Origin of the sequence: Marinobacter sp., assembly GCF_040882185.1 — a bacterium.
GTDB lineage: Bacteria > Pseudomonadota > Gammaproteobacteria > Pseudomonadales > Oleiphilaceae > Marinobacter.
In genome coordinates, this window is the sequence record NZ_JBBEBW010000009.1 from 14,968 (window position 1) to 40,560 (window position 25,593).

Sequence of the window (25,593 nt, forward strand, 5' to 3'; positions counted from 1 at the left end):
CCATAATGACAAATAAAGTACGGGCTGCGGTTCGCACCGCTGCGAACAAAACTGAAATTCGTGAATACCCCATGCCAGATGTGCCAGACGATGCGGCGCTTATGAAAGTTGAAGTTGCGGGCATCTGTGGCACGGACGTTAAATTGTATGGTAAGCCGCCGTCCGATGATGCGGTCATTATGGGCCATGAGAACATTGGTTATATCACTAATGCCGGCAGTCAGTTCATGGAGCGCAAGGGCGTCAAAGATGGCGACCTGGTGTTTGTTGAGCATTACGTACCGTGCTTCCAGTGTGAATGGTGCCACGCCGGTGAATACCGTTTGTGCCCAGCGACCGACTGGCGCGGCAACCCGGACGCTATCCGCTATGGCTATACCTCGGCCGAACGAGCGCCTTACCTTTGGGGCGGTTTCGCCGAGTACATGTATTTGCCGTGGAATGCGGTGATTCACAAGGTTCCGGAAGGTGTTTCCGCGGAGCTTGCGGGCATCGTGACGCCCATGGCCAATGGCATTCAGTGGGCTCTGTTTGACTGTGAGGTAGGTTACAACTCCAGCGTTCTTATTCAAGGGCCGGGCCAGCAGGGCCTTTCCCAAGTTGTTGCTTGTAAGCAGGCTGGCGCGTCATTAATCATCATCACCGGAACCTCACGGGACAAGGCGCGCCTCGAAACCGCCCTGAAATTGGGTGCTGATTACACCATCGTGGTTGATGAAGAGGACCCGCTGGCGCGCATCAAAGAAATTACCAACGGTAAAGGCGTTGATGTCTCGTTGGACTGCACCGCCGGCGCAGGAACCATTCCGGTGATGCTGGGTATTGAGGCGCTGAAGCGCAAAGGCGGCACGCTGCTGATTCAGGGCGAGATGGCCGACTTCCCGAACTTCCCGCTGGGCAAAGTGGCAACCAAGTACATCACCATCAAGTCGGCGCGCGGCCACAACTACCGGTCGTGTGAGCTGGCGCTGGAGCAACTGGCATCCAACCGCTTCCCACTGCACCTGCTAACCACACACCGTTACGGTCTGGAAGACACCGATAAGGCCATCAACGCTGTCGCTGGCAAAGGTGAAGAGGGCGTTGTCCACGTCTCCTTGATGCCCTGGAAGTGAGTGAGGGCGCATCTATGACGAGTGAGCGCATCCCGGTGACATTGCTCACCGGGTTCCTTGGTGCCGGCAAGACGACCCTGCTCAACCGCATACTGACAGGCGATCACGGGCGGCGTTACGCTGTCATCGTGAATGAGTTTGGCGAGGTCGGTATTGATATCGACCTGGTGCTCTCCTCGGACGAGGAGCTGTTCGAGATGAACAACGGCTGCGTGTGCTGCACCGTGAGGGGCGACCTGATCCGGACTCTCTACTCCCTGCTGGAGCGCCCGGAACAATTCGACGCCATCATCATTGAAACGACGGGTCTGGCGGACCCTGGACCCGTTGCCCAGACCTTTTTTGTCGATGCCACCCTGCAAGACCGGGTGGCCCTCGACAGTATTACCACGGTAGTGGATGCCAGGCACATTCAGGACACCCTGAAACAAAGCGCCGAGGCAGAAGAGCAGATTGCCTTCGCCGACCAGATGGTTCTGAACAAAGTCAGCCTGGTGTCGCCGCAAACGCTTAAAAGTGTTGAGCGTTCACTGCGGGCGATCAATCCGTTCGCGCCGATTTATAAGGTCGACAGGGCCGACGTACCGCTGGACAAGATCCTGGGCAAAGGCAGCTTTGACCTGGAGCGCATCACCGAACTTGAATCCGGATTTCTAAACCCCGGGCACGGCGAGCCCGGGCACGTGCATGACGAACATTGTCAAAGCCACGATCACCACGACCACACCCATGACGCCTCTGTGACCAGTCTGGTTGTCGAAAGCGATCAACCCATGGATGCCGAGCGGTTGTCTGACTGGCTCAATGAGTACCTGGCGGAGAATGGTCAGGATATTTTGCGGGCCAAGGGGATTATCGATGCCGCCGGAGAGGATCGCCGCCTGGTGTTTCAGGCAGTGCACATGATGGTTGAGGGTGACTTTCAGCGCCCATGGGGGCCGGATGAAGTCAGAAAGAGCCAGCTGGTGTTTATCGGGCGCAACCTCAATCGAGCCGAGTTACAAGCGGGCGTGATGGCCTGCGCCCAGAATCATCCAAGTTAGCTTGAAAAGCCACTGGAGAAAACACTGTGAAAAATGTAGTGATTCAGACTATCGACCGGGCCCAGGAAGCGCCCGCCTTTGCCGAATACGGCGTGGCCACCGTGCATGAGGCGCAAGGTCGCAAAGGGCTTTTGGCGCCCTACATGAACCCGATTTATCCCGGCGCGCACATTTCTGGCCCGGCAGTGACCGTATCGGTCGCGCCCTGTGATAACTGGATGATTCACGTGGCTGCAGAGCAGTGCCAGCCGGGGGATATTATGGTTGTCGCGCCGACCTCTTACTCGGACGCCGGTTATTTCGGTGACCTGCTGGCTACGCTGCTGCAGGCGCGCGGTGTGAAAGGCCTGATTCTGGATGGCGGCTGTCGCGACATCGCCGACCTGAAAAAGATGGGCTTTCCGGTCTGGTCCAAGTGTGTTTCGGCACAGGGCACCGTCAAAGAAACGCTGGGCAGCGTGAATATCCCGGTTGTGTGCGGTGGTCAGCTTATCAACCCGGGCGACGTCATTGTCGCCGATGACGACGGCGTCGTGGTCGTGGCCGGCGCGGAAGCCGCCGAAGTGCTCGAAAAATCCAAAGCGCGGGAAGAGCGGGAAGCCGAGATACGTCGTCGGTACGCTGCCGGCGAGCTGGGCCTGGATATGAACAACATGCGCCCGAGGCTGAAAGAAGAAGGCCTGGTTTATCTTGATCGTGCGCCGAAAGATTGACCGCCAATCCCCGATTGAAAAGAGGACACCCTGAATGATCATCGATTGCCACGGCCATTACACAACTGCGCCACAGCAGCTCCAGGATTATCGTGACGCGCAGATCGCTCACTTTAAAGATGCGTCAAATCCGCCACCGAATCTGGCGCACATCTCGGATGATGAGATCCGGGAATCCGTCGAAAAAAACCAACTGAAGGCACTGCGTGAGCGCGGCGCCGACATGACGATTTTTTCTCCCAAGGCGTCAGCCATGGCGCATCACGTGGGCGATGAGAGTGTTTCCAAGGTCTGGACGGGCATCAATAATGACCTCATTCACCGGGTTACTTCGCTGTTCCCAGACAACTTTATTGGTGTCTGCCAACTGCCTCAGTCCGTCAATGTTCCGATCAAGAATTCGATTAAAGAGCTGGAGCGCTGCGTGCTGGAGCTCGGTATGGTTGGCTGCAACCTGAACCCGGACCCATCGGGTGGTCACTGGAACGGGCCACCGCTGACCGACAAGGCCTGGTATCCGTTTTTTGAGAAGCTGGTGGAACTGGACGTACCGGCGATGATCCACGTATCCGGTTCCTGCAACCCGAATTTTCACGCCACCGGGGCGCATTATCTGAATGCCGACACCACCGCGTTCATGCAGTTTCTTCAGGGCGACCTGTTCCGGGACTTCCCGGATCTGCGCCTGATTATTCCTCATGGTGGCGGCGCTGTTCCCTATCACTGGGGCCGTTATCGTGGCCTGGCGGATATGCTGAATCGGCCGCCACTGACGGAGCACATCATGCGCAACGTCTTTTTCGACACCTGCGTCTATCACAAGCCAGGCATTGAGCTGCTGTTCAAAGTTATCGATGTCGAGAACATTCTGTTTGCGTCTGAAATGTTCGGTGCAGTGAAAGGGATAGACCCGGAAACCGGACACTATTTCGACGACACCAAGCGCTACATTGACGCGCTGGACTTGTCCGACGCAGACCGGGAAAAGGTTTTTGAAGGTAATGTTCGGCGGGTTTATCCGCGTTTGGACGCCACCCTGATGGCCAAAGGCCACTAATAGCCAGACACGATTCCAGAGGAACCGAAATGAGCGATAAAGTAACGATCCCGATGCTTCAGCAGAAGAAAAAAGCCGGGGAAAAAATAGTAGGCATCGTGGCCTGGGACTACCAGATGGCCAAAATCGTTGACCGGGTTGGCGTCGATATTCTGTCTGTGGGCGACACCGTGGGCATTAACCTTTGGGGCCAGGCGAATCCATTGGAAGTCACTATGGACCAGATGGTCACGGTGGCGCAGGCGGTACGTCGTGGAACCAAACGCGCCCTGGTCAGTGTGGATTTTCCTTACGGGCCCCTTCAGGAAGGCGTGGATGCCGCCGTGCGCGCGGCTATTCGCCTGGTCAAGGAAGCCGGCGTGGACATGATCAAACTGGACGGCGCGGCTGACTTTCCGGAAGCCGTGACAGCCCTGACCCGGGCGGGTATCCCCGTCTGGGCACAATTTGGCATCACGCCCCAGACGGCGTTGCAGTACGGAATGGAGTACTCGGCCATGTCCAAAGCTGGCGCTCAGGTACCGGATGGCATGATGGAGCGTCTGGTTGAGGAGGCCCGGATGTTGGAGAGAGCTGGCGCCGCATTGCTTGATTTCACCAACTCAGGCCCGGTTGTGGGGCCGGCGGCAACCGCCGCTGTGGAGATCCCTGTGATTGGTGGTTTCGGTGGCGGGCCGTGGCTTGATGGTCGTGTGCGCATGGGGAACGCAGCAATTGGTTACTGCGCCAAGCACCTGGACGACGACATCGAAACCTACGCCAATGTTGCCCAGATCACCTACGATGCGATCTCCGCATTCAGCGACGACGTCAAGGCAGCTCGCCAAATCAAAGGGGCGCCGCCCGTAAAGAAATGAGAGGTTACTATGCCTTCCGTTGTTATTGATGGAATAAAAACCGAATACGATGTGATCGGTAGTGGGCCACCCTTGCTGATGTTTGCGCCGGGTGGCTTTGATGCCTCCATGGATAAATGGTCGAATCTGGGGGTCTACGCCAAGATCAAACTCCTCGACCATTTGCCGGGCAAATATAGCTGCATCATTTTTGACCGCCGGGAAACGGGAAAGTCCGGTGGCCGTGTTGAACGAATCACCTGGGCGGACTACGTGGCCCAGGGCAAGGGGTTGCTCGAACACCTTGGCCACAAAGCGGCGCATCTGATGGGCGGTTGTATGGGCTGCTGCCCAGTGGCAGCTTTTGCCACCATGCACCCGGAGATGGTTCTCAGCATGGTGCATTACTGGCCTGTGGGTGGGGCCGGCTTCCGTATGAATGCGAGTCGCCGGTTTTCCATTCACCTTGCCTATGTGGAAGAACACGGGTTGGATGCGGTGGTCAAACTGGCCCGCGACACCACGGAGGGCTTCGGCAAGGACCCCAGAATCGGCCCCTGGGGGCCGGTGATTCGCACCGACGACGACTTTGCTGCGTGCTACGCCCGACATGACCTTAGCAACTACAAGCTGGTGATTGCGGGGTTGGCCCGCACGTTGATTGATCGCGATACCGCGCCGGGAGCTGAGCCCGAAGACTTGATGCAGTTGAACATCCCTACGCTGATTATTCCTGGCCGGGATGCAGCGCATTCGATGTCAGCGGCCCGCTATCTTGAAGAGTGTTGCAGAGGTTCGGAATACTGGGATGTGCTGCCCGATCAGCAGACCGAGGACACTGCCCCGGCTCGTATCCTGGAATTTCTCGGCAAGGTGTCGGGCTAGCCAGAGTATAGTTTTTTAAATCTGGCAGGACAGACGGGGGAGAGGATGCTGGCCGCTCCTCTCTCGTCTTTTATTGCTGTCTTTCCATTACTTTCTTTCACTCCCCACTATCAGGCTTCACTGCGACTTTCCACAGACGCTCTCCCGTCGCTTTTGGTGCAGCTTTCGGAGGTGCACTCGCTGCGTTCTGAGCCAACGGATGACCTGTCGTGTCTTTAAAGAGTTTGCATGCCGTTTTGGGCATAAGAAAACAACAAATCGTCAATTTACATACCGAAGCGTGTATTCGATATTGAATCAATGATCACAAGATCACTTTTTAACCAGATTTAGAAAACAAAAGATCTTGTTCTGTTATATGGAACGGTGTACCGTAAATAACAGCGTGTTTATATATGCGGTATCTATGACGCGTACACACCAGCATAGAGAAATAGGAGTAAGTGATGAGTGATTCGAGCACAGAACAAAAGCAAGAAGTCTCCTGGGAACGATGGACAAAGAAAAGAACCTTTGTTCGTGCACTGGAAGGTACCTACGGCGAGTTGATGTCAGAGCTGTTCAATCAGCCGCGAATCTATCCGACTCAGGACCTGAAATGGAAAGGCGGGCCGCAGAACTTCGGCAAGAAGGTGATCAACCCGCAGGCAACCAGAATTGCCCAGTCTATCGAGACGCATGTGGATGCCTTCGCGCCCGGCGGCCATGGGCAACGGCATGGACACATGAACAGCGCCGTGTTTTTTGTTCTCAAGGGCAAAGGCCACGACGTTCATGACGGTCGCCGCATCGACTGGGAAGCCGGCGATGCACTGATTGTGGAAAACGGCTGCGTACACCAACACTTCTCAGACGACACAGAAAACGAGTCCATCTGCCTGATCATGAAAGCGAAGCCGCTTTTCCTTTTCATGCATCTGATTTTTCAGGAAGTGGTTGAGTTTCCGCCGAAGGAGCCAGTACCCGGGCAGGAAAACTACACTCCACCCGCGTCACTTTGAGCCTGAATCAACTCGTCAATTATGTGAGGAAGTGCAATGAGTACAGATACGCCATTTGTTTCTGATATCGAGCGCCAGCGTGCGCGCTCAGGCATCGACGCTGATTTCTACGCCAAGGCGCTGGAAGCCTCCAAAGAATTCCGTCGCGAATACCAGGAACGCAAAAACGTTGTCAAGCACAGCGAAATGCCGATGGAGCGCTCGGCCGATGGCCTGATCAAACACATCATCAACGAAGGCATGAACACCAAAGAGTGCGCGATTGACATCTACATGCAGTTCATCGCCGCCAACAAGGCAACCGGTACCAGCCGTCACCTGACAGAAGAAGTGGCTTTCGTGATCGAAGGCAAGGGTTACGACTTGCACTACGACGTCAAATTCCGTTGCGAAGAGGCCTTCGTCTGGGAGTGGGATACCGAGCCCAAGAAATTTGAATGGGGCCCGGGTGACTTTATCTACATCCCCCCTTACTGCGCCCACAAGCGCTTCAATACAGATCCTGAAAACGAAGCCAGGGTCGTGGTGATCAACAGCCGAATGATGAGAGCGATCGGCTTTGACTGGTTCGACCAGCTTGAGCCAGCCGAGGGTTTTGAAGACCTGTGGGTGCCGCCTGAAGACTAGAAATATTCTCAATATGGGGGCTGGCCCGAAGTGCAGGCCCCCTGATAAAAACCCATACAATTACAAGAACGAGTCAGTCATGACGCAGGATTGCTTGTCAGTTGTTCCGCCCCCTTGGTACTTGCCTTTTTTAGTTTCATTGCCCCAGCCCCTTCCGGTAACTCCGCCCTGAGGAGGTTCTGCATAAATGTAAGACCGGTGTAAACACGGACGAAGTATCTGAGCCAGGGAGGATGTTTTGCTCAGCCGCTTTGTGGGTGTAGTGGGATCACGGATCCTCGGCGGCCTGCATTGCTCGTTAGATGGAATAGTCGGGCCTGATGCCCAACAGACAACAAAACAACAAAGAGAGCGCATCGCATGAAAGTACTAAAGAGATCGGCCCTTGCAGCCGCAGTGGCCTTTGGCTCAGCAGCACCTGCCGCTTATGCGGAGGTTGATATATACGAGAATGAGGACCTGAAGGTTTACCTGCATACCGCGATAGAAGTAGAGAAGATGTTTTTCCGGGACGATCCGGCTGATGACGGTGAGTCTATCGATCAATTCGATAATGAACTCGAATTCGGTGTTGGTGCAGAGTTTGACGACTACTGGACAGCCTACTTCGAGATGGAGATCGACAACCTCCGCGATAACACTAACTCCAGGGTTAGGGATGGAGAGCGCGGTGACCTCGAGATAACCTCTGCTTATATTGACTACGGGGACGCTAACAACGCCGGCCTCCAAGGCCGGGTCGGTGTTTTCCGTGACGACTTGGCTGGCGGTACGCGGCTCTGGTTCCGTGAGCATCTGGTCGGTGCTAGGGGTCGGTACAACGTCTCGGATGACCTGCAGTTGGAAATCGGCACGGGTACGCTTGAAGAGGAGGGCGACGACTTCGGTCAGGATAGGCAGATTAGCTGGGTATCTGCAGCCGGGAAGAATTTATACAGTTTTGTGGGTGTGATTCAGGATGACGCCCCGTCAGGCACCCCTTCGAGTGACCTCGGTTTTGACCCTGGTATTGATGATGAATTCGGGGACCTTGGCAACGTAGCTATAGGCTGGTCAGGAAAGCTGGGGAATATCGGTGTTCATGCGGAATACAACCAGAACTTTGGTAACGCGGCAGATGGTAAGGACTTCAAAGGCCGTGCTGCCTATGCTGAGTTTGATACTAAAATGGGCGCACACAAGCCCCGCCTGCTCTTCGCCTGGGGTTCCGGCGACGATGATCCGAACGATAACGATGTTGAAGAGTTCATGGAGGCCCGTGGTGACTTTGAACCGACCAAGCTGTTCATAACTGAAGGGGCTATCGAAAACACCACCACCGGTGGAACCGGGGGTATTGAAGATGCGGACGAGGGAATTGGTAACATCACGATCGCCCAAATCGGTAACACCTTCCAGGTTAATCCGGTCTGGCGTGCGGACCTCTCCGCGAGTTATGTCGCCCTTAGCGAAGAAAACGAGGATGGCGACAAGTACCTCGGTACTGAACTCAACTGGATTAACCGTTGGGAACATGATACCAGCGTCGGCCGGGTACGGCTGTATGTGGACCTGGGCTACATCTTTTCAGCCGATGCGTTCGGTCCTGATGATCTCTGGATAATTGAGCCAGGTATACGAGTGGAGTTCTAGTACACATCGACTGTGTGCTTAGAGCAGGCATCGCCTGATCTAAGCAAACTGTCGAATGACTTGCGGAGTCGCCACGCCAGCCGGGGCGACTCCGAATCACAGGTTATTGCACGGAGCTATTCGTAATGAATTTTAAAGATACGATTAAAGCTTGGGTATTTCCTCTGTGCTTACTCGGAATACTTGCTGCGACAGTGAGTATGGGGACAGCCAAGGCGGATCCAACTGACGCCCCAACGCTTAAGAGTATTTTGAACACTTAATCAATGTGATCACGACCGCCGAGTAGCGGAAAATCACTAAACAGATGTAACAAGGATTTTTCTCATGTTTGAAGCAGCGTTTGGCGCACTCGAGATGGTCCTGGATCCGACACGCCTTATGATTCTTGGCGTTGCGGTCCTTCTGGGGCTAGGCATTGGGGTTATCCCAGGGCTTGGCGGTATTGTTGGTCTGGCAATTCTTATCCCGTTCACCTACACAATGGATCCGCTGGCCGCCTTTGCTTTTCTGATAGGGATGGGTGCGGTTACGACCACTTCGGATACGATTCCTGCGGTCCTGTTCGGCGTGCCGGGCACCAGTGGCTCGGCGGCGACCGTGGTAGATGGGTTCCCCATGGCCAAAAACGGCGAAGCTGGTCGGGCGTTTGGCGCGGCGTACATGGCGTCTCTTATCGGTGGTGTTTTCGGGGCAATTCTGTTGGCCTTGTCGATTCCGGTCATTCGTCCGATGATGCTGCACTTCGGATCGCCTGAACTGTTCATGCTTACGATTCTCGGTTTGACTATGGTTGCCGCCCTGAGCGGAAAAGCACCCATGCGGGGCATTGCAGCGGGCGCTATCGGCCTGGTGATCGCGATGATTGGCCTGGGCAGTCAGGGCGGTTCGCTGCGCTGGACGTTCGACCAGTTGTACTTTTGGGACGGGCTGCCCCTGGTGCCTTTGACGCTGGGCCTGTTTGCGTTGCCCGAACTGATCGATATGGCGATTGCCCGCACCAAAATTGCGCGAAATGAGGACACTGCTAAATCCAGCCACAGCGGCCAGATGCAGGGCATTCGCGACGTGTTCAAGAACTGGTGGTTGACGCTGCGCTGCGGTGCTTTGGGTGCGGGGTTGGGTGCGGTTCCCGGGCTTGGTTCTGCGGTGGTTGACTGGTTGGCCTACGGCCATGCCAAGCGCAGTGAAAAAAATACCGAACGTTTCGGTTTCGGTGATGTTCGCGGCGTCATCGGTCCGGAATCTGCGAACAACGCCAAAACCGGTGGTGCACTGGTGCCCACTCTCGCCTTCGGCGTGCCGGGAAGCGCCTCCATGGCTCTGCTTTTGGGCGCATTTCTCATGCATGGCCTGGTTCCTGGCCCGGAAATGCTGACCACAAATCTTGATATCACCTACGGCATTATCTGGAGCCTGGCGTTAGCGAACATATTGGGCGCTGGCCTGTGCCTGATTTTTGCAGACCAGTTCGCCAAAGTGGCGCTGATACGGTTCGGTATTCTGGTTCCGGTGATCAGTGTGGTGGTGTTCCTGGGCGCGTATCAGGGCTCTGCAAGCTGGGGCGATATTATGGTGCTGCTGGGTGTGGGTGCCGTAGGCTGGATTATGAAGCAGCTGGACTGGCCCCGCCCACCGCTGTTGCTTGGTTTTGTGCTGGGTGAAATTTTCGAGCGTTACCTCTGGATTTCCGTCAACACGTCCATGGCCACATCTGAGACCGGTTCGGCTTTTGAATGGATCACTCGTCCGCTGGTGGTGGTGTTGATTGCTTTGACGGTGTGGGGGCTCTTCCAGGGCGCTCGTCCCTGGCTGAAAAAGACCTTCATGCAACGCGGTGAGACCACCGGCAGCATAACCTGGTGCGCGCCCCGTGTAACACCGAACTCACTGTTCTCTGGCGCATTGCTGATCTTTTTTGGTGTGCTTTGGGTTCAGGCAGGTGAGTTCTCGTTCAACGATCGGGTGGTACCGCTCTCGGCACTGGGTGTTGCCATCGGCTGCACGGCTTTGTCCTTTATCGCCTCAACGTTCACCCGGCAGGTGGGTGGCACCGCAACTATTGGTGATGTTCTGGGTGAGCAATGGGTGCCTCGTCTGATCAAGGTCGTCGGCTGGTTGTTGGGCTTCACCGCTTTGATCTGGCTGATTGGCTTCTTGCCCGCCATTTTTGTGTTCATTTTTGCATTCACTGCGTTCGAAGGAAAAGAAAGCTATCGCCTTGCGTTCTTCACAGCGTTGGGAACTGCGCTGTTCTCTTACCTTGTATTCCATATGGGAATCAACGTGAACTGGCCGAACTCGGTCATTGGGGATGTGATCCCGGCGTTGAGAGATTTGACGCGGTTTCTGTGAAGCGGCCCGGATGACTGACGTGACAGACATAAGGACGAAATTATGAGTATTGAAGACCAGTACCACAGCAAGAAAGACCGGATTTTTGTTCGCGGCATTCAGGGTCAGTACAGCCTGACAGAGGAATTGGCAAAGCTGCGCGCGCAGCCGCGGGTCCGCAAGGGCAGAGAAATCTCGTTCGTCGACGGGCCCCAGTGTTTCAGTAAGCACTATGTCGAGCCGAAAGACGAGATTACTCAAACCTTTCATCTTCACCTGGAAGAGTATGGCCCGGGCGCAATGTCGCAAAAGCACGGGCATGTGAACGAAGCTGCCTTTTATATTCTTGACGGTAAGGGTTACGAAGTCCACGACAACGTCCGCTACGACTGGGAGGCCGGAGACGTAGCCATTGTCCACAATAACTGCGTGCACCAGCACTTCAATGCGGACAAGAACCTGCCCGCACGAGCACTGGTGATCAAAACCAAGCCGATGTACATGTTTATGAACATGCTGTTCCAGAAGCAAGTCATTCCCCGCCCTACGGAACCGACACCTGAAGGTGCGGGTTTTGAGGCGCGCGAAGAAGGCGATAAGTAACCGTTAACGTTTTATTGTTTGGAGTGAGTGTGATGGCGTGGGATGAAGCAAAGAAATGGGCTCAAGGCGATCTGACACAGCCGCTGTATCAGCATCTGCTTGACGACGCGATGGAGAAACCGGAGCGGGACAGTCACCGCAAGAAAATTGTAAAACCCGCTGAAATGCCATGGGAGATGTCTCGCCAGGGCCTGTTGAAACATCTGATCAACGAAGAAATGAATACCCGCATGGAGACGGTGGACGTTTACATGCAGATCATCCCGCCAGGGAGTCGTTCGGGCAAGCACCGTCATTTGGCGGAAGAGTGTCTCTATGTTCTTGAGGGCGAAGGCTACGATCTGCACACCGACTGCGACGTGGAAATCACCGACACCTATCACTGGCGGCCCCAGGAAGAAGAAAAGCGCTTTGACTGGGAAGCCGGGGATATCATCTACATTCCGCCAAACACCATTCACCAGCACTTTAATGCCAATCCAGACAAGCCGGTTCGACTGATCTCGGCCATTAACCGGATCTATAAGTATTGCGGTTTGAACGACCTGGAGCAGATTGAAGATGCACCGGAATATGATCCCTCCGTGGTCCTGAATACAGAGACTCTTAAAAAATACCTGGGCTAGCGTCGCTTTATATCCGCGAGTGTACGTTTGGCAAGGTGTTCAGCCAAAACCGAAAATAAAAAGGCAGAGCTCATGAAAACACCGATGTTTAACAATCCGCTGCGCGCACTTTCTTGTGCTGCCGCTCTCACAGCCTCAGTGGCAGCCGGCGCAGCGATAGCGCAGGACAGCTTCCCCCAGCGCGACATTGAACTGGTTGTCGGCTATAACGCCGGCGGCGGCTATAGCAGCTGGGCACAGGCATTGGCTCCGGTACTCGAAGAACAACTTGGCGGCGACGTCAACGTGCTGGTCCGACACATGCCGGGCGCCGGTGGTGTTGTGGCGACCAACTATGTCTATCGTGCCAAGCCCGACGGCTACACCATTGGCATTTTCAATCTGGGGGGGTTGGCGGCAACGCAGACCGCCAGTGAGGTGATGTACGATCTGACCAAAATGTCATGGCTGGGCCGATTATCCCTGGATCCCACCATTATGGTCGTGGGGTCGGGCTCTGACTTTGCTGAACCAATTGATTTCAAAGGCCGTGACCGGACGGTGGTGTCCACCAAAGGATTAACCGCCAACGCCACGATTACCGGCGCGGTCACGTTTGATCTATTGGACGTCGACTGGCAGCCGCTGAACCATTCGGGAACCAGCGAGGCGATATTGTCGATCATTCGCGGGGATTCCCATGTGTCCTGGGGGTCGTTCGACAGCCTTAAACAGTACATCGAAAACGGCGATCTCAAAATGTTGATGTACTACGACGCCGAGCGAAATCCTGCCTATCCAGACGTTCCCACGCCGTCCGAAATCGGCTTGCCGGAAGAAATCAATGAAGCGTTCAACACCAACCGCATTCTGGGTGCACCTCCTGGCACTCCTGGAAGTGCGATAAAGACGCTGGAAGTTGCCATTGCGCAAGCGGTGAAAGATCCAGCGTTTATTGAACGTATCGAAAAAATGGAAGTCTCGGTGCAGTATCTCGACGGCGCAGCCACCTCCAAAGTGGTAAACAGCGCGGTTAAGGGCTTCACCGACTACAAGGGTACGATTTCAGAGCTGCTGGGAAGCAATTAATAAAAAGTTGCTGGCTAGAAATTAACAGAAGACCGGCGAGGGTCCCGCGTTCTCAGGCAGGCCCTCGATCCCACCGTCAGTGTTTTAATGTTCCGACTTTTTTTCAGGGGTTATCCTTTGGAACTTCTCAACGAGTTCGTCACGCTACTATCGCAACCGTATCTGATGTTGCTGATGCTGGGTGCGGTCGTGCTTGGACTTTTGATCGGCATCCTTCCAGGCCTGGGTGGCAGTGTTGCGCTTGCGCTGCTTATACCGCTGACGTTCAGTTTGGGGCCTGATGCGGCCATCGTATTGTTGATATCGGCTTACGGCACTGTGACTTATGGTGGTGCCATCACATCGATTCTATTGAATACCCCGGGCGAAGCCACCGCCGCAGCTACCACCTTTGACGGTTACCCGTTGGCCAAACAGGGCAAAGCAGGGAAAGCCATCACCGTGGCTGTATTGGCGTCGGCCATCGGGGGAATTTTCGGGTTTCTGGTGCTTTACCTCGTGCTACCGCTGGCGCGAAGTCTGGTGCTGGCGTTTACCTACCCTGACTTCTTCATGCTGGCGATCTTTGGCCTGACGGTCATCGCCGTGGTCACTCAGGGCAGTGCGTTTCGCGGGATTATTTCCGCGTTGGTCGGCTTTATGCTGGCATTTATTGGCACCGACCCTTTGATGGGGTCATCACGGTTCACTTTTGGCTCTTACCACCTTTGGGACGGGGTTGGCTTGGTGCCAGTCATCATTGGCCTGTTTGCGATCACCGAAGCGTTCCAGCTCTATTATCAGAAGTCTTCCATCGCTGGCGAGTATGACCATGAGATAAAAACCGACTTTCTGGAAGGCCTGAAAGACTTTATTCACCATCGCTGGTTGTTTTTCAGGTCGTCACTGATCGGAATTTTTTTGGGCATGATACCCGGTGTCGGTGGAGCGGTAGCCAGTTTTATGGCTTATGGCTCGGCGGTGCAGACGTCCAAGAACCCTGAACGCTTTGGCAAGGGTGCCATTGAGGGCGTGTTGGCACCGGAAGCGGCGAACGATGCGAAGGAGGGTGGCGCCATGTTGCCGACCCTCGCGTTTGGTATTCCCGGCAGCGCCGCCATGGCGGTGCTGATCGGCGGGCTTATTATGCATGGGCTGACGCCGGGCCCGGAAATGCTGACCACTAATCTCAACATGACTTATTTTCTGATTGCAGTGGCAATCGTCAGCAAACTTGTTGCGTTGCCGGTATCGCTTCTGATCGGCCCGCGCATGGCGATCGTGACCAAAATCCCCGGCACTCTGATGGCACCCGGAATTGTCGCGATCTCGTTCGTGGGTGCCTATGCGGTTGAAGGTTCCTACTGGGACGTGGTCATTGCGTTGCTGTTCGGGCTGATCGGCATCTTGATGAAACAGTTCGGTTATTCCCGCATCGCTCTGATTATTGCTCTGGTTCTTGGTGGGCTGGTGGAAGCCTCTTATCACCAGACCATGGCGGCTTTTGGCTGGGAGGCGTTCTTTAATCGTTCCATTTCAATCACCCTGCTGTGCCTGACTGTGCTCTCGCTGCTGTGGCCCTGGTTGCGGACGTCAAAGATGTTCCAGCGCGTACTGGGAGGCGGCGGCCATGGTTCAGCTTAACGCCAGAACGGTGTTTTCATTCCTGGTTTGTGCGTTTGCGGCCGTGGTGCTGTTTCAGACGCTCGATCTCAGGTCGGATGCTGCCCTGGTACCTCGCGTGATCGGAGTGCCCCTGTTGTTTCTTGCGGGGTTTCAGTTTGCCTGTGACCTTTTCCCCGCCCTCGGAACGCGCTTGTCCTTCGCTGGCACTGACAAAGGGGGGTTGGACAACACACCGGACAATGAAGGGTTTGGCCTTAAAGGCAATTACCCGTTTGTCGCCTGGATGGTGCTGTTTGTGCTGGCCATTTACTTCACCGGTGTTATTGCTGGCATTGTGATCGCGTTTTTGCTCTATCTCAAACTTCTGATCAAGCAGAGCTGGATGCTGTCCGTTCTGTACTCGTTGCTCTTTGCTCTCAGCGTTTACCTTATATTCGTTCAGGGCATGGGAGTTTATTACTTCACTAGCCCGGTGGGATAAGGGCTGGCTGCTACCTACTTATCGAAAGGTATCGAAAATGACAGACAATAAAACAGTACGCTATGGCTCAGATCTGATGGCTGAGCTCATTGCCAATCTGGATGTGCCCTTCATTGCCCTGAATCCTGGAGCCTCCTTTCGGGGACTTCACGATTCGTTGATCAATCATCCGCATCGTGAGATGCCAGAGCTGATTACCTGTACCCACGAAGAAATATCCGTGGATATTGCCCATGGCTACGCCAAAGCAACGGGTAAAGTGATGGCTGCGGCAATTCACAACGTCGTCGGTCTGCAGCACGCCACCATGGCCATTTATGATGCCTGGTGTGACCGGGTGCCGGTGCTGCTATTCGGTGGCACGGGCCCGATGCCGGTAGAAAAGCGCCGCCCGGGGTCAGACTGGCTGCATACCGCGCTGGTGCAAGGCAATCTCATCCGGGACTTCGTCAAATGGGACGATCAGCCTGCCTCAGTTCAAAGCCTGAGTGATTCCATCTATCGCGCGCATCGTTTAGCGGTGACCGAACCTGCGGGACCAGTGTATGTCTGCTTTGACGCGATGCTGCAGGAAGCGCCGATTGAGCAGGACGAACTGGATGCCGTGCCCGCTCTGGTAAATCCGCCAGGGCCTGAGGCCTATTCTCCGGGAACACCCCCGGGCCCCTCCCCAGCCGTCACGGCACGGTTGGTGGAGGCGCTGGAGGGCGCCCAATGGCCGGTCATCATTGCCGACTACACGGCGCGGTCGGATGAGGCCTTTCATACCCTGGCGCAGCTTGCGGAAGAGTGGGCCATTCCGGTGATTGATCAGGGCAGCCGTTTCAATATGGCCACGGATCACCCGATGAACCTCAGCGGCGCCAATTTCGACGTTCTTGAGCGGGCCGATGTTGTGATTGCGATGGATATGAAGGATTTATACGGGTCGCTGTCGCGGATTGAGCGAACTATCCGAACCACTGAACCGGTTCTGCAGCCGTCGGCACGAGTATTTGCCGTCAGCCTGATGGATTACACCACCCGGGCGTGGTCCGCTGACTTCCAGCGCCTTTACCCCACTGAAATGAACATTCTGGCAGACACCCAGATTTTGCTACCAGTCCTGCGGGCGGCCCTTGCTGAACGGCAGCGTCCGGCGGTTGTCGAGTCGCGGCGTAAGCGGGTCACCGAATGGCACCACAACCTGCGAGAGGAATGGAAACAGGCGGCTGTTAAGAAGCGCTCGGAAACGCCCATTGCCACGGCGGTGATGGCGGACGAACTCTGGACCTTGTTGAAGGATGAAGATTTTGTGCTGGCCAATGGCAACCTGAGGGGCTGGGTACAAAAAATCTTCACTATGAGCTCGCCCCGTCAGTACCTCGGTGCATCCGGTGGCGGTGGCCTGGGCTACGGCATCGGCGCAACGATCGGTGCCTGCCTTGCTCATCGCGACTCGGAAAAAATTGTCGTTGATATCCAGTCCGATGGCGACCTTCTGTTTACGCCTGGCGGTCTGTGGACTTTGGCACACCACGACCTGCCGGCGCTGATTGTAATGTTCAACAACCGCTCCTATTACAACTCGGAAGAGCATCAGATCAGTATTGCCCGTCACCGTGGCCGCAACGTAGAGCGCACGGCGATTGGCACCACGATTGTTGATCCGCCGGTGGACTTCGCAGCCATGGCGGAGTCGATGGGTGTGGCCGGTATCGGTCCGATTGAAAAGGTCGAAGATATTGCACCCGCATTGCAGAACGCACTCGCGATCGTGAAAAACGAGCGGCGTTCGGTATTGGTGGATGTTGTAACTCAGGTTAAATGACGAAGGGGAATAAGCTGATGGCGAATGATCTGAAAACCTATGGCAAGACAGTATTAGACGACGCAGAAAAAGAAACCGAAGGATGGCAGATGACCATCAACGGAAAGTTTGTGAAGAGCCAGTCGGGTAAGACCTACACGACGGTAAACCCTTCAACGGACCAATCGTTGGCCGATGTGCCCTTCGCCACTGCGGAAGATGTGGAGTCTGCTGTTGCCGCAGCCAAGGCGGCGTTTCCTGGCTGGAAAAAACTCCACGTGGATGAACGTGGCAAAATGCTCAAAGCGCTTGCCCGCGCTGTTCGGGAACGGGCAGAAATGTTCGGCATGCTCGACGCGCTGGATTCCGGTAATCCGTATCAGTCCATGGTGGACGATGCGAATAAGGGTGCTGGACTGCTTGAGCACTTCTCCAACCTGGGGATGGAACTGAAGGGCCAGACCGTGCAGACCCCAGGCGGTGGACTCAACTACACCCGCCTTGAGCCCTTCGGTGTGGTTGCCCGGATTCTTCCATTCAACCATCCGATTTCCTTTGCCGTGGGCAAAATTGCCTCTGCGCTCATTGCGGGCAACACCGTGGTGATGAAAATTGCAGATCAGACGCCCCTCAGCGCATTGCTGTTTGGCAAGCTGATTCAGCAGCATTTGCCGCCAGGCGTGGTCAACATCATTACTGGCGATGGCGCCACCACTGGGGCGTCTCTGGTATCGCACCCGGATATTCATCGAATCGCATTCACCGGCTCGGTAGCGACCGGCAAACTGATCACCCAGCAGGCAGGTATTGCCGTGCTGAGCCTCGAGTTGGGTGGTAAAAACCCGCTGATCATCTATCCAGACGTTGATGTACAAAAGGTGGCCGATGCCGCCGTTGACGGTATGAACTTCACTCGCTGCCAGGGGCAGTCCTGTGGTTCCAATTCCCGGGTGTTCGTCCATCGCGACCTGCACGACGAATTTGTCAGGGAGGTTGTCAAGCGGGTGGAAAAAATCAAGGTCGGCCCTGCGGACGCCGACGACACCGAAATGGGGCCGGTGGTATCACGCCAGCACTACAACCGGGTCATGCACTACATTGAATCGGCTAAATCTGAGGGCGCCAAACTGGTTGCCGGTGGCGGCCATGCCAAAGGTGAGGAGCTGGCCAACGGCTATTATATCGAGCCAACGGTGTTTGACGAGGTCACTCACAGTATGACCATCGCGCGCGAAGAAATCTTCGGCCCGGTGATGAGCATTCTGGTCTGGGACGACGAGGCCAGCATGATGGAGCAGGTCAACGGTGTTGAGTACGGTCTTTGCGCTAACATCTGGACTAACGACATTTCGACGGCCCTGAGGATTGGTGATGATATCGAGGCGGGCTACGTCTGGATCAACGGCCACGGTGGCAAACGCTTCAAAGGTGCGCCCTTCGGTGGCGTGAAGAACAGCGGTATTGGCCGTGAGCATGAAACCGGCGAAATCCACAGCTTTACCCAGGAAAAGAACGTTAACGTCCGTTACTGATTTCCTCCGTGTAGTGGAAGAGCAGTAACACGCTTTGCCCGGCGGGTCGACTCGTCCCGCTGGACATCATGGATCAAGGAGAGAGTTATGCTGGGTGGTGTATTCGCGATCTTGGCGGCAGCCAGTTTTGGATTTAACAACGCGGCCTTGCGGCGAGGCGTTTTGAGTGGCTCCGTGTTTCAGGCCCTGGCCATCACGGTACCTATGGGTGTGCCGCTGTTTCTGCTGGCAGGTATCGCCACCGGCCACATCGACAAACTCTGGTCGTTTCCTACCGAGGCTTACTTCTGGCTGGCAGCGGCGGGGGTCATGCACTTTGTCTGGGGCCGTTACTGCAATTACCGATCAACGAAAGCCATTGGCGGTAATCTGTCCGGTCCCTGGAAGCAGGCGCAGCTGATTATCGCTTTGATTCTGGCAATAGTGCTGTTGGGCGAGACGCTTACTCCGCTCAAGATTCTGGGCATCGCACTGATCGTTGGCGGGGTGGTGGCCACCAGTCGCGCGAAACACAAGAAAAAGCCCAAAACCGAGGATAGCACTGAGGACAATAGCGAGTCGTCGGACAAGCCGAAGCGGTCAAAGCTTCCGGATTTTGAACCCAACTATGCGGAGGGTTACACCTTTGCATTGCTGTCTGCCACCGGGTACGGCATCAGCCCGGTATTGGTGCGTATGGGTCTGGAGAATCAGGGGCCGGGCTTCAGCATCGCCGGCGGTCTGATTTCCTACACCGCCGCGGCCCTGGTTGTTGGCGTCATCATCCTGGTTGGCCGGCAGTGGGGGCACGTCCGATCCATGCAGCCGGTGGCTGCAAAATGGTTCTCCCTTGCGGGCGCTCTGGTTGGTCTTTCGCAAGGGCTCAGGTACACCGCGCTGGCCATTGCACCGGTAACCGTGGTCACGCCCATCCAGTCTACTTCTGCGGTGTTCCGCGTGTTGTTTGGCTGGCTGATTAACCGCGAACACGAAGTGTTTGGTCTCTGGGTCTATCTTGGGGTTCTGCTGTCCATGGCGGGTGTTGTTGCATTGACGCTCAGCACTGAAATCATCGTTGCACATGTAGACCTTCCGCAGGTGCTGGTCGATATCGCCGGTTGGCAGTGGCCATAATGCGGGCATTAACGGCCCGAGGTCACAGCCGGTTGGGTGGATATTCCGATGTCTGATCCGCTCACCGGACAGCTGCTAGCCCTGCTTTCGGCGGTAGCCTTCGCGTTCAGCAACGTGTTTATTTCCAAGGGCGCGAGCGGTGGTGGTGACCGGGGCGTGATGTTTTCTGTGCTGGTCACTATGGTGTTTTCCGGTCTGCTTTGGCTGACGCTGGAAGGTGGAAGCCTCGGTGCCAGTAATCCTGACGAGTGGTGGGCCGGTATTGGCTGGTTTGTTCTGGCGGGCATATTGGCCATGGTGTTCGGGCGTACGTTTCTGTTCGCTTCGATTCGCAAGTTGGGGGTAACCCGCGCGAGCGCCGTCAAGCGGTTAAACCCGTTCTTCTCTGTGCTGTTGGCCTTTGTCCTGCTGGGCGAGCCTGTTACCGGCCTGGACGGGCTCGGCATTGTCGCTATTGCACTGGCGTTCGGGTTGCTGATCCGGCGGTCATTCCAGGGCAGTGCGGCGAAGGTGGAGGCGCAAACGGCGCCGCCCTCGCTGGTAAGCTACGGTTGGGGAGTAGGCTCGGCGCTGTCTTATGCGTTTGCCTACATCACTCGCAAATACGGCTTGCTTCTGGTGGCTGCACCAGCCTTTGGCACTATGGTCAGTGCGGTTTCGGGCTTCACCTTTTTCGTTATTGCATCCATTTTCGTTGCCCAGTATCGAGCCAACTTCCGCAACATGTTCCGCAATTTGAACGTTTGGCTGGTGCTGGCGGCTATTACCGTTTCTCTGGGGCAGATTCTTCTGTTTGCGGCGCTTTTCTACGAGAAGGTATCAACGGTGGTCATGATTGCGTCTCTGGAAATATTCATTGCCTCTTTTCTTTCCGTGGTGGTGTTTCGAACCGAGGCACGCCCAGATCTGGAAACCTACATCGCTGCCACGATTGCGACGACCGGTGTCATTGCCATTGCCTGGAACTGAGTTATGGGGCTGAGTGCGACCATTGGGCATATCGCTTTTGATATAAACTTGGGCTCAAAATCGATCGGTATCGCCATAAAAGCTGTGTGATACTACAATTCTTAATGTAGGAACGGCGTTCCCCAAATGGGGTTTGGCGCCTCAATCACGTCAGGAGAGGAACTATGCCAAAGCTCAGGCTATCGCTCGGGTGTTGGGATTACGATCGAACGCGAGCGCTGATGGATGGAAGTGTTCAGCCAGACGGTATCGATCTGAACTATCTGAACATGCCGGTCGAGGAGACGTTCTTCAGAATGTTGCGCCACCGGGAATTTGATGCGGCGGAAATGTCGCTGTCGTCCTATGTGGTTTCGCTGTTTTCAGAAGATCGCCCGTTTGTTGCGATTCCAGTATTTCCTTCCCGTTTTTTCCGCCATTCGTCCATCTACGTCAATGTAGATTCAGGCATTCGCAAGCCCGGTGACCTGGTCGGCAAGCGCATTGGTACGCCGGAATATCAGATGACGGCCCCGGTGTGGATTCGCGGCATTCTGTCAGACGAATACCAGGTGTCGGTAGACAGTGTGCTGTACATGACCGGCGGTGAAGAAGAGCCGAACCGCCCGGAAAAGCTGAAGCTAAACCTGCCGGAAAACATCCGGGTTGAGCGGATCGGGCCTGATAAAACACTCGCGAAGATGTTGCTGGACGGCGAAATTGATGCGCTGCATACCGCGCGAGCGCCATCATCCTTCTACGACGGCAGTGGTCGCGTTGTGCGACTGTTCGAGAACTATCCCGCCGTTGAGCTGGAGTATTATCGCCGCACCGGTATCTTCCCGATCATGCACTGCGTGGTGATCCGTCGCGAGGTCTATGAACAGAATCGCTGGGTTGCACAGTCGTTGTTCAAGGCCTTTAAAGAAGCCCAGAACAAAACCTATCAGGACATGCACGAAACTGCGGCCCACAAAACCATGTTGCCCTGGCTGTCTGCTCACGTTGAGGAAGCGCGGCGGGAATTGGGGAGTGATTTCTGGTCCTACGGTTTCAGTGAAAACCGGGACACGATTGCCACCTTTTTGCGGTACCACCATGAGCAGGGTCTGTCGAAGCGCCTGTTAACGCCCGAGGATCTCTTTGCACCGGAAGCTTTGGAATCATTTGTGATCTAGTCGCACGGCAATCAGAACGGTTGCCACTCTAAAAAAGGAGCACAGTATGACCATCAAACGGATACACAGCGGAAAGCGCATCAGCCGTGTTGTTGTTCATAACGGCATCGCTTATTTGGCGGGGTTGCAGGCGTTGAAGAGTCGGGGTGGGACCGTTGCCGAGCAAACCGGGGACGTGCTCGGGATGATCGATCGGCTTCTGGGCGAAGCAGGTACAGACAAACGGCACCTGTTGACGGCCACCATCTGGCTGGCGGATATCAGGACGGCCGAGGAAATGAACCAGGTTTGGGATGAATGGATGCCCGAGGGCTGCTCGCCCGCCCGTGCCACTGTTGAGGGAAAGCCCGCCTCGGCTGAGCACAGTGTGAAAATTGCCGTCACAGCGGCGATTATCGATTAGAACGGCAGTGCACACATAACGACAAAAGAGAAAAGGTACCTCCAATGAAACTTACAACAAAAATTCTGAGTGTTTTATGTCTGGCCGTGGGGTTGTCTTTCAACGCCCACGCGTTCCCCGATGAGGACGTGTCGATTGTCATTCCTTACAGCCCCGGTGGCGGTTTTGACCGGGCCGTCAGGGCGTTCGCACCACAATTTGGTGAGCACCTTGGCGCCGACGTAACGGTGTTACCGCGCAACGTTCCCGGTGCTGGCGGCCGCCGTGGCACGACCATGGTTTATCGTGCCGACCCCGATGGTTACACCCTGGGAATCATCAATTTGCCTGGCTTTGCTTTACCGCGAATTCTGGGTGAGCCTGCGGAGTATGATCTGCGGGAAATGAGCTGGATTGGTCGAATAGAAGCCCAGACTTACGTCCTGCTGGTATCTGGAAGCTCTGACATCAACTCGGTCAAAGACCTCCAGGCGCTCGATGAAATCACCTTTACCTCCACCGGCTACGGCTCAACCGTATTGGCCGCAACCCAGATCGTTGCCCGAGGGCTTGGACTGCAAGAAAAGGATCCGATCTACCTGGCTGGCTATTCCGGTACGTCTGATTCGCTGGTCGCCCTGGTTCGGGGAGACGGCAACGTGTCCATGGCGCCCATTTCATCCGCTGCTAAGTACGTGGAATCCGGCGACTTGAGAGCGCTGGCTGTGACCGGTGATTCAAGCCCGTTTGAGGGCGTGCCAACGTTCGCCGAAGCCGGCTACCCAGAACTGACGCCGTTGGATCTTCAACGTGCATTGGCAGGGCCTCCTGATATGGACCCCGAGATTCTGAAGGCGCTTCGTGAGGCGTTCAATAAAACCGTGAAAGATCCGAAGTTCCTCGAAGCGGCCCAGAAAGCCCGTATGGATGTGGTACCACTGGACGGTGAAGCGACCGCGAAGTCCCTTAAAGAGTCCTTCGAATTTTATGAAAAATTCAAGGCAGATCTTAAGAACCCCAACGCTCTATAAACCGGCGTAACGTGTATGTTTGATTCAGTCTTTACCGCCGCGAGTTATCTCGCGGACGGTATGAACCTTCTGTTCCTGATGCTTGGGGTTGTTGTCGGCATTATCTTCGGCATCATCCCGGGTCTTGGGGGAGCAACGGCCATCGCGCTGTTGCTCCCGCTGACGTTCGGCATGCAGGCGGAGCAGGCGATCACCCTGATGGGTGGCGTTATGGGGGCGGTCACGATTGGCGGCTCCATTACGGCGATCCTGCTGAATACCCCAGGCACTGCGCCCAATGCGGCCACCTGTTTTGATGGTTATCCGCTGACTCGGCAGGGTAAGGCCGGCATGGCCATCGGTGCTGCGGTCACTGCATCGTCAGTGGGCGGGGTGATTGGCGCGTTGATTCTAATCATGCTGTTGCCCGTTGCCAAAAACATCATTCTGTTTTTTGGCCCGCCGGCTTACTTCATGCTCGCTTTGCTGGGATTGACCGCATTGACCGCCGCCAGCAGCAACTTGCTTCGGGGGTTAATCGGCGCCTGTCTGGGTCTGTTTATCGGTTTCGTGGGGTATGACGATCTGGGCGGGGTTACCCGCTATACCGGTGGCGTGGATTACCTTTGGGATGGCCTGTCTATCGTGCCGGTGTTGATCGGCCTTTTTGCCATCGCGGAGATGCTGAAACTGTATGTTGTGGGTGGGTCGATCGCGAAATCCGACGGCGCGACCAGTGTTGGAGTGTCGGGAACGTTTGAAGGCATCAAGGCGGCGTTTCGCCATTTTAAGGTGATTCTGAGCGGTTCAGCCATTGGGTCGGTCATCGGGACCGTGCCGGGTGTCGGTGGCACCGTAGCCTCGTTTCTGTCCTATTCGTTTACCGTTCAGACCAGCAAGAACAAAGACGAGTTTGGCAAAGGCGACATCCGGGGTGTGATTGCGCCGGAGGCGTCCAACAACGCCAAAGACGGCGGCGCGCTGATTCCAACGCTGGCATTCGGGATTCCCGGTAGCGCTGAGATGGCTCTGTTTCTGGGCGTTCTGGTACTGCACGGCATGGACCCGGGACCGATGCTGTTGCTTGAGCGGGAGTTCACCATCTTTGTGCTGATCCTTGCACTGTTGGCCGCGACTGTGGTCAGCGGAATCATCGTACTGTTGACCGCTCGCTACCTGATCAAGGTCACGTATATTGATTCCTCGATTCTTATTCCGTCTGTCATCGTGGTGTCCCTGGTGGGCGCCTACGCGTTGCATAATTCGATTGGTGATGTGTTTGCGGCCGCGTTTTTTGGCGTGTTGGGTTACCTTATGCACCGCTTTGATTACCCCCGAATCACGTTGGTAATTGCGCTGGTGCTTGGTGGGCTGATGGAAAGGAACTACTTCCAGACCTCTCTGATGTACCGTGGGGATTGGTCCAAGGCCTTTGGCGACACGCCGTTTGTGATTCTTTTGGGGCTGATTGTGCTGGCACTGCTGATGCCGTTGATCGCCAAAGCAATTAAGCGCAAAACAGGACAAAAAGCATGATGGCAAGGCTATTGAACTCGGGCCTTGTGGTGGCTGGCCTGATAGCGGTTTGTGCGGTATGGGTGCTGATTGCAGCCTATTCTTACCAGGGTATCAGCGGGACCTTTCCGCAGCTTGTAGGCTGGATATTCCTTGGCCTGGCGCTGCTTGAACTGGCCGCGCAGGTTAGCGCGGTGATTCGCCCTGCCAACCCCGGCAGAAGCGCCGACGAGCCTGAAACCATCAGCGTGGTAAAGGAGCTCAAGGGGTTTGGCTGGCTGGGAATTCTGCTGCTGGCTCTATATCTGGTGGGATTTCTTATCAGCACGCCGCTTTATGTGTTTGCTTTTCTGAGGTTGTCCGGGCGGCTGAGCCTGGTGACGTCGTCCACCATTGCGGTTGGCGCCACGGTATTCGTTTACGTAGTTTTTGTTCAGCTACTGGAATACAAGCTGTTCCCGGGGGTGCTGTTGATGGGGTAATTCGACCCCATCCTCGCC

24 protein-coding genes and 1 pseudogene are annotated in these 25,593 nt (G+C 55.5%); all 25 read left to right on the forward strand.

All coding sequences use genetic code 11. From position 1 onward, the window contains the following. Positions 1-5: 5 nt before the first annotated feature. The 25 genes and pseudogenes from WEB64_RS06725 to WEB64_RS06845 all read left to right on the forward strand — a co-directional run bounded on the left by WEB64_RS06725 (position 6) and on the right by WEB64_RS06845 (position 25,575). Positions 6-1,115: a zinc-binding dehydrogenase gene (locus tag WEB64_RS06725; RefSeq protein ID WP_368057903.1), complete on the forward strand. Its 1,110-nt coding sequence runs from the start codon at positions 6-8 to the stop codon at positions 1,113-1,115. A 14-nt stretch (positions 1,116-1,129) separates the two neighbouring features. Next, positions 1,130-2,158 (forward strand): GTP-binding protein, encoded by a 1,029-nt coding sequence (locus tag WEB64_RS06730; protein ID WP_368057905.1) that lies wholly within the window; start codon positions 1,130-1,132, stop codon positions 2,156-2,158. Positions 2,159-2,184: 26 nt separating this feature from the next. Further along, on the forward strand, positions 2,185-2,871 hold the full coding sequence (locus WEB64_RS06735) for a 4-carboxy-4-hydroxy-2-oxoadipate aldolase/oxaloacetate decarboxylase (RefSeq protein WP_368057907.1): 687 nt from the start codon (positions 2,185-2,187) through the stop codon (positions 2,869-2,871). Positions 2,872-2,905: 34 nt separating this feature from the next. Next, positions 2,906-3,928: an amidohydrolase family protein gene (locus WEB64_RS06740; RefSeq protein WP_368057909.1), complete on the forward strand. Its 1,023-nt coding sequence runs from the start codon at positions 2,906-2,908 to the stop codon at positions 3,926-3,928. Between the two features lie 29 nt (positions 3,929-3,957). Then, entirely contained in the window at positions 3,958-4,785 is an 828-nt protein-coding gene (locus WEB64_RS06745) for a 3-methyl-2-oxobutanoate hydroxymethyltransferase (protein WP_368057911.1), read from the forward strand. A gap of 9 nt (positions 4,786-4,794) precedes the next feature. Continuing rightward, positions 4,795-5,649: an alpha/beta fold hydrolase gene (locus tag WEB64_RS06750; RefSeq protein WP_368057913.1), complete on the forward strand. Its 855-nt coding sequence runs from the start codon at positions 4,795-4,797 to the stop codon at positions 5,647-5,649. Between the two features lie 446 nt (positions 5,650-6,095). Then, positions 6,096-6,650 (forward strand): cupin domain-containing protein, encoded by a 555-nt coding sequence (locus tag WEB64_RS06755; protein WP_368057915.1) that lies wholly within the window; start codon positions 6,096-6,098, stop codon positions 6,648-6,650. Between the two features lie 36 nt (positions 6,651-6,686). Next, positions 6,687-7,277: a cupin gene (locus WEB64_RS06760; protein ID WP_368057917.1), complete on the forward strand. Its 591-nt coding sequence runs from the start codon at positions 6,687-6,689 to the stop codon at positions 7,275-7,277. 360 nt (positions 7,278-7,637) lie between these two features. Continuing rightward, complete coding sequence (locus tag WEB64_RS06765; protein ID WP_368057919.1) at positions 7,638-8,909, forward strand: hypothetical protein; 1,272 nt, start codon at positions 7,638-7,640, stop codon at positions 8,907-8,909. A gap of 327 nt (positions 8,910-9,236) precedes the next feature. Next, positions 9,237-11,264 carry a tripartite tricarboxylate transporter permease gene (locus WEB64_RS06770; protein ID WP_368057921.1) on the forward strand — a complete coding sequence of 676 codons (2,028 nt, stop codon included), beginning with the start codon at positions 9,237-9,239 and terminating at the stop codon, positions 11,262-11,264. Positions 11,265-11,306: 42 nt separating this feature from the next. Further along, complete coding sequence (locus WEB64_RS06775; RefSeq protein WP_368057923.1) at positions 11,307-11,846, forward strand: cupin domain-containing protein; 540 nt, start codon at positions 11,307-11,309, stop codon at positions 11,844-11,846. 32 nt (positions 11,847-11,878) lie between these two features. Then, the gene (locus WEB64_RS06780) at positions 11,879-12,472 is read left to right on the forward strand and encodes a cupin domain-containing protein (RefSeq protein WP_368057925.1); all 594 of its coding nucleotides are present in this window, start codon (positions 11,879-11,881) and stop codon (positions 12,470-12,472) included. 72 nt (positions 12,473-12,544) lie between these two features. Next, positions 12,545-13,540: a tripartite tricarboxylate transporter substrate binding protein gene (locus tag WEB64_RS06785; protein WP_368057927.1), complete on the forward strand. Its 996-nt coding sequence runs from the start codon at positions 12,545-12,547 to the stop codon at positions 13,538-13,540. A 117-nt stretch (positions 13,541-13,657) separates the two neighbouring features. Then, complete coding sequence (locus WEB64_RS06790) at positions 13,658-15,163, forward strand: tripartite tricarboxylate transporter permease (RefSeq protein WP_368057929.1); 1,506 nt, start codon at positions 13,658-13,660, stop codon at positions 15,161-15,163. Continuing rightward, on the forward strand, positions 15,150-15,626 hold the full coding sequence (locus tag WEB64_RS06795; protein ID WP_368057931.1) for a tripartite tricarboxylate transporter TctB family protein: 477 nt from the start codon (positions 15,150-15,152) through the stop codon (positions 15,624-15,626). Before WEB64_RS06790 ends, WEB64_RS06795 begins: the two co-directional genes overlap by 14 nt. Positions 15,627-15,663: 37 nt before the next feature. Continuing rightward, complete coding sequence (locus tag WEB64_RS06800) at positions 15,664-17,436, forward strand: thiamine pyrophosphate-binding protein (RefSeq protein ID WP_368057933.1); 1,773 nt, start codon at positions 15,664-15,666, stop codon at positions 17,434-17,436. Between the two features lie 17 nt (positions 17,437-17,453). Beyond that, complete coding sequence (locus tag WEB64_RS06805; protein WP_368057935.1) at positions 17,454-18,947, forward strand: aldehyde dehydrogenase family protein; 1,494 nt, start codon at positions 17,454-17,456, stop codon at positions 18,945-18,947. A gap of 87 nt (positions 18,948-19,034) precedes the next feature. Further along, positions 19,035-20,060, forward strand: coding sequence for a DMT family transporter (locus WEB64_RS06810; protein WP_368057937.1), 1,026 nt, complete (start codon positions 19,035-19,037; stop codon positions 20,058-20,060). Between the two features lie 48 nt (positions 20,061-20,108). Further along, positions 20,109-20,528 (forward strand): annotated as a pseudogene (locus WEB64_RS06815) (EamA family transporter); the annotation flags it as partial. Between the two features lie 109 nt (positions 20,529-20,637). Continuing rightward, positions 20,638-20,799: an AgrD family cyclic lactone autoinducer peptide gene (locus tag WEB64_RS06820; protein ID WP_368058115.1), complete on the forward strand. Its 162-nt coding sequence runs from the start codon at positions 20,638-20,640 to the stop codon at positions 20,797-20,799. A 394-nt stretch (positions 20,800-21,193) separates the two neighbouring features. Beyond that, a complete protein-coding gene (locus WEB64_RS06825; RefSeq protein WP_368057939.1) occupies positions 21,194-22,186 on the forward strand; it encodes an ABC transporter substrate-binding protein in 993 nt (330 codons plus the stop codon). 46 nt (positions 22,187-22,232) lie between these two features. Then, positions 22,233-22,589 (forward strand): RidA family protein, encoded by a 357-nt coding sequence (locus tag WEB64_RS06830; protein ID WP_368057941.1) that lies wholly within the window; start codon positions 22,233-22,235, stop codon positions 22,587-22,589. A 44-nt stretch (positions 22,590-22,633) separates the two neighbouring features. Then, positions 22,634-23,599, forward strand: a complete 966-nt coding sequence (locus WEB64_RS06835; protein WP_368057943.1) for a tripartite tricarboxylate transporter substrate binding protein — start codon at positions 22,634-22,636, stop codon at positions 23,597-23,599. Positions 23,600-23,614: 15 nt separating this feature from the next. Then, on the forward strand, positions 23,615-25,114 hold the full coding sequence (locus WEB64_RS06840; protein ID WP_368057945.1) for a tripartite tricarboxylate transporter permease: 1,500 nt from the start codon (positions 23,615-23,617) through the stop codon (positions 25,112-25,114). Continuing rightward, entirely contained in the window at positions 25,111-25,575 is a 465-nt protein-coding gene (locus WEB64_RS06845) for a tripartite tricarboxylate transporter TctB family protein (protein ID WP_368057947.1), read from the forward strand. Before WEB64_RS06840 ends, WEB64_RS06845 begins: the two co-directional genes overlap by 4 nt. Positions 25,576-25,593 lie beyond the last annotated feature (18 nt).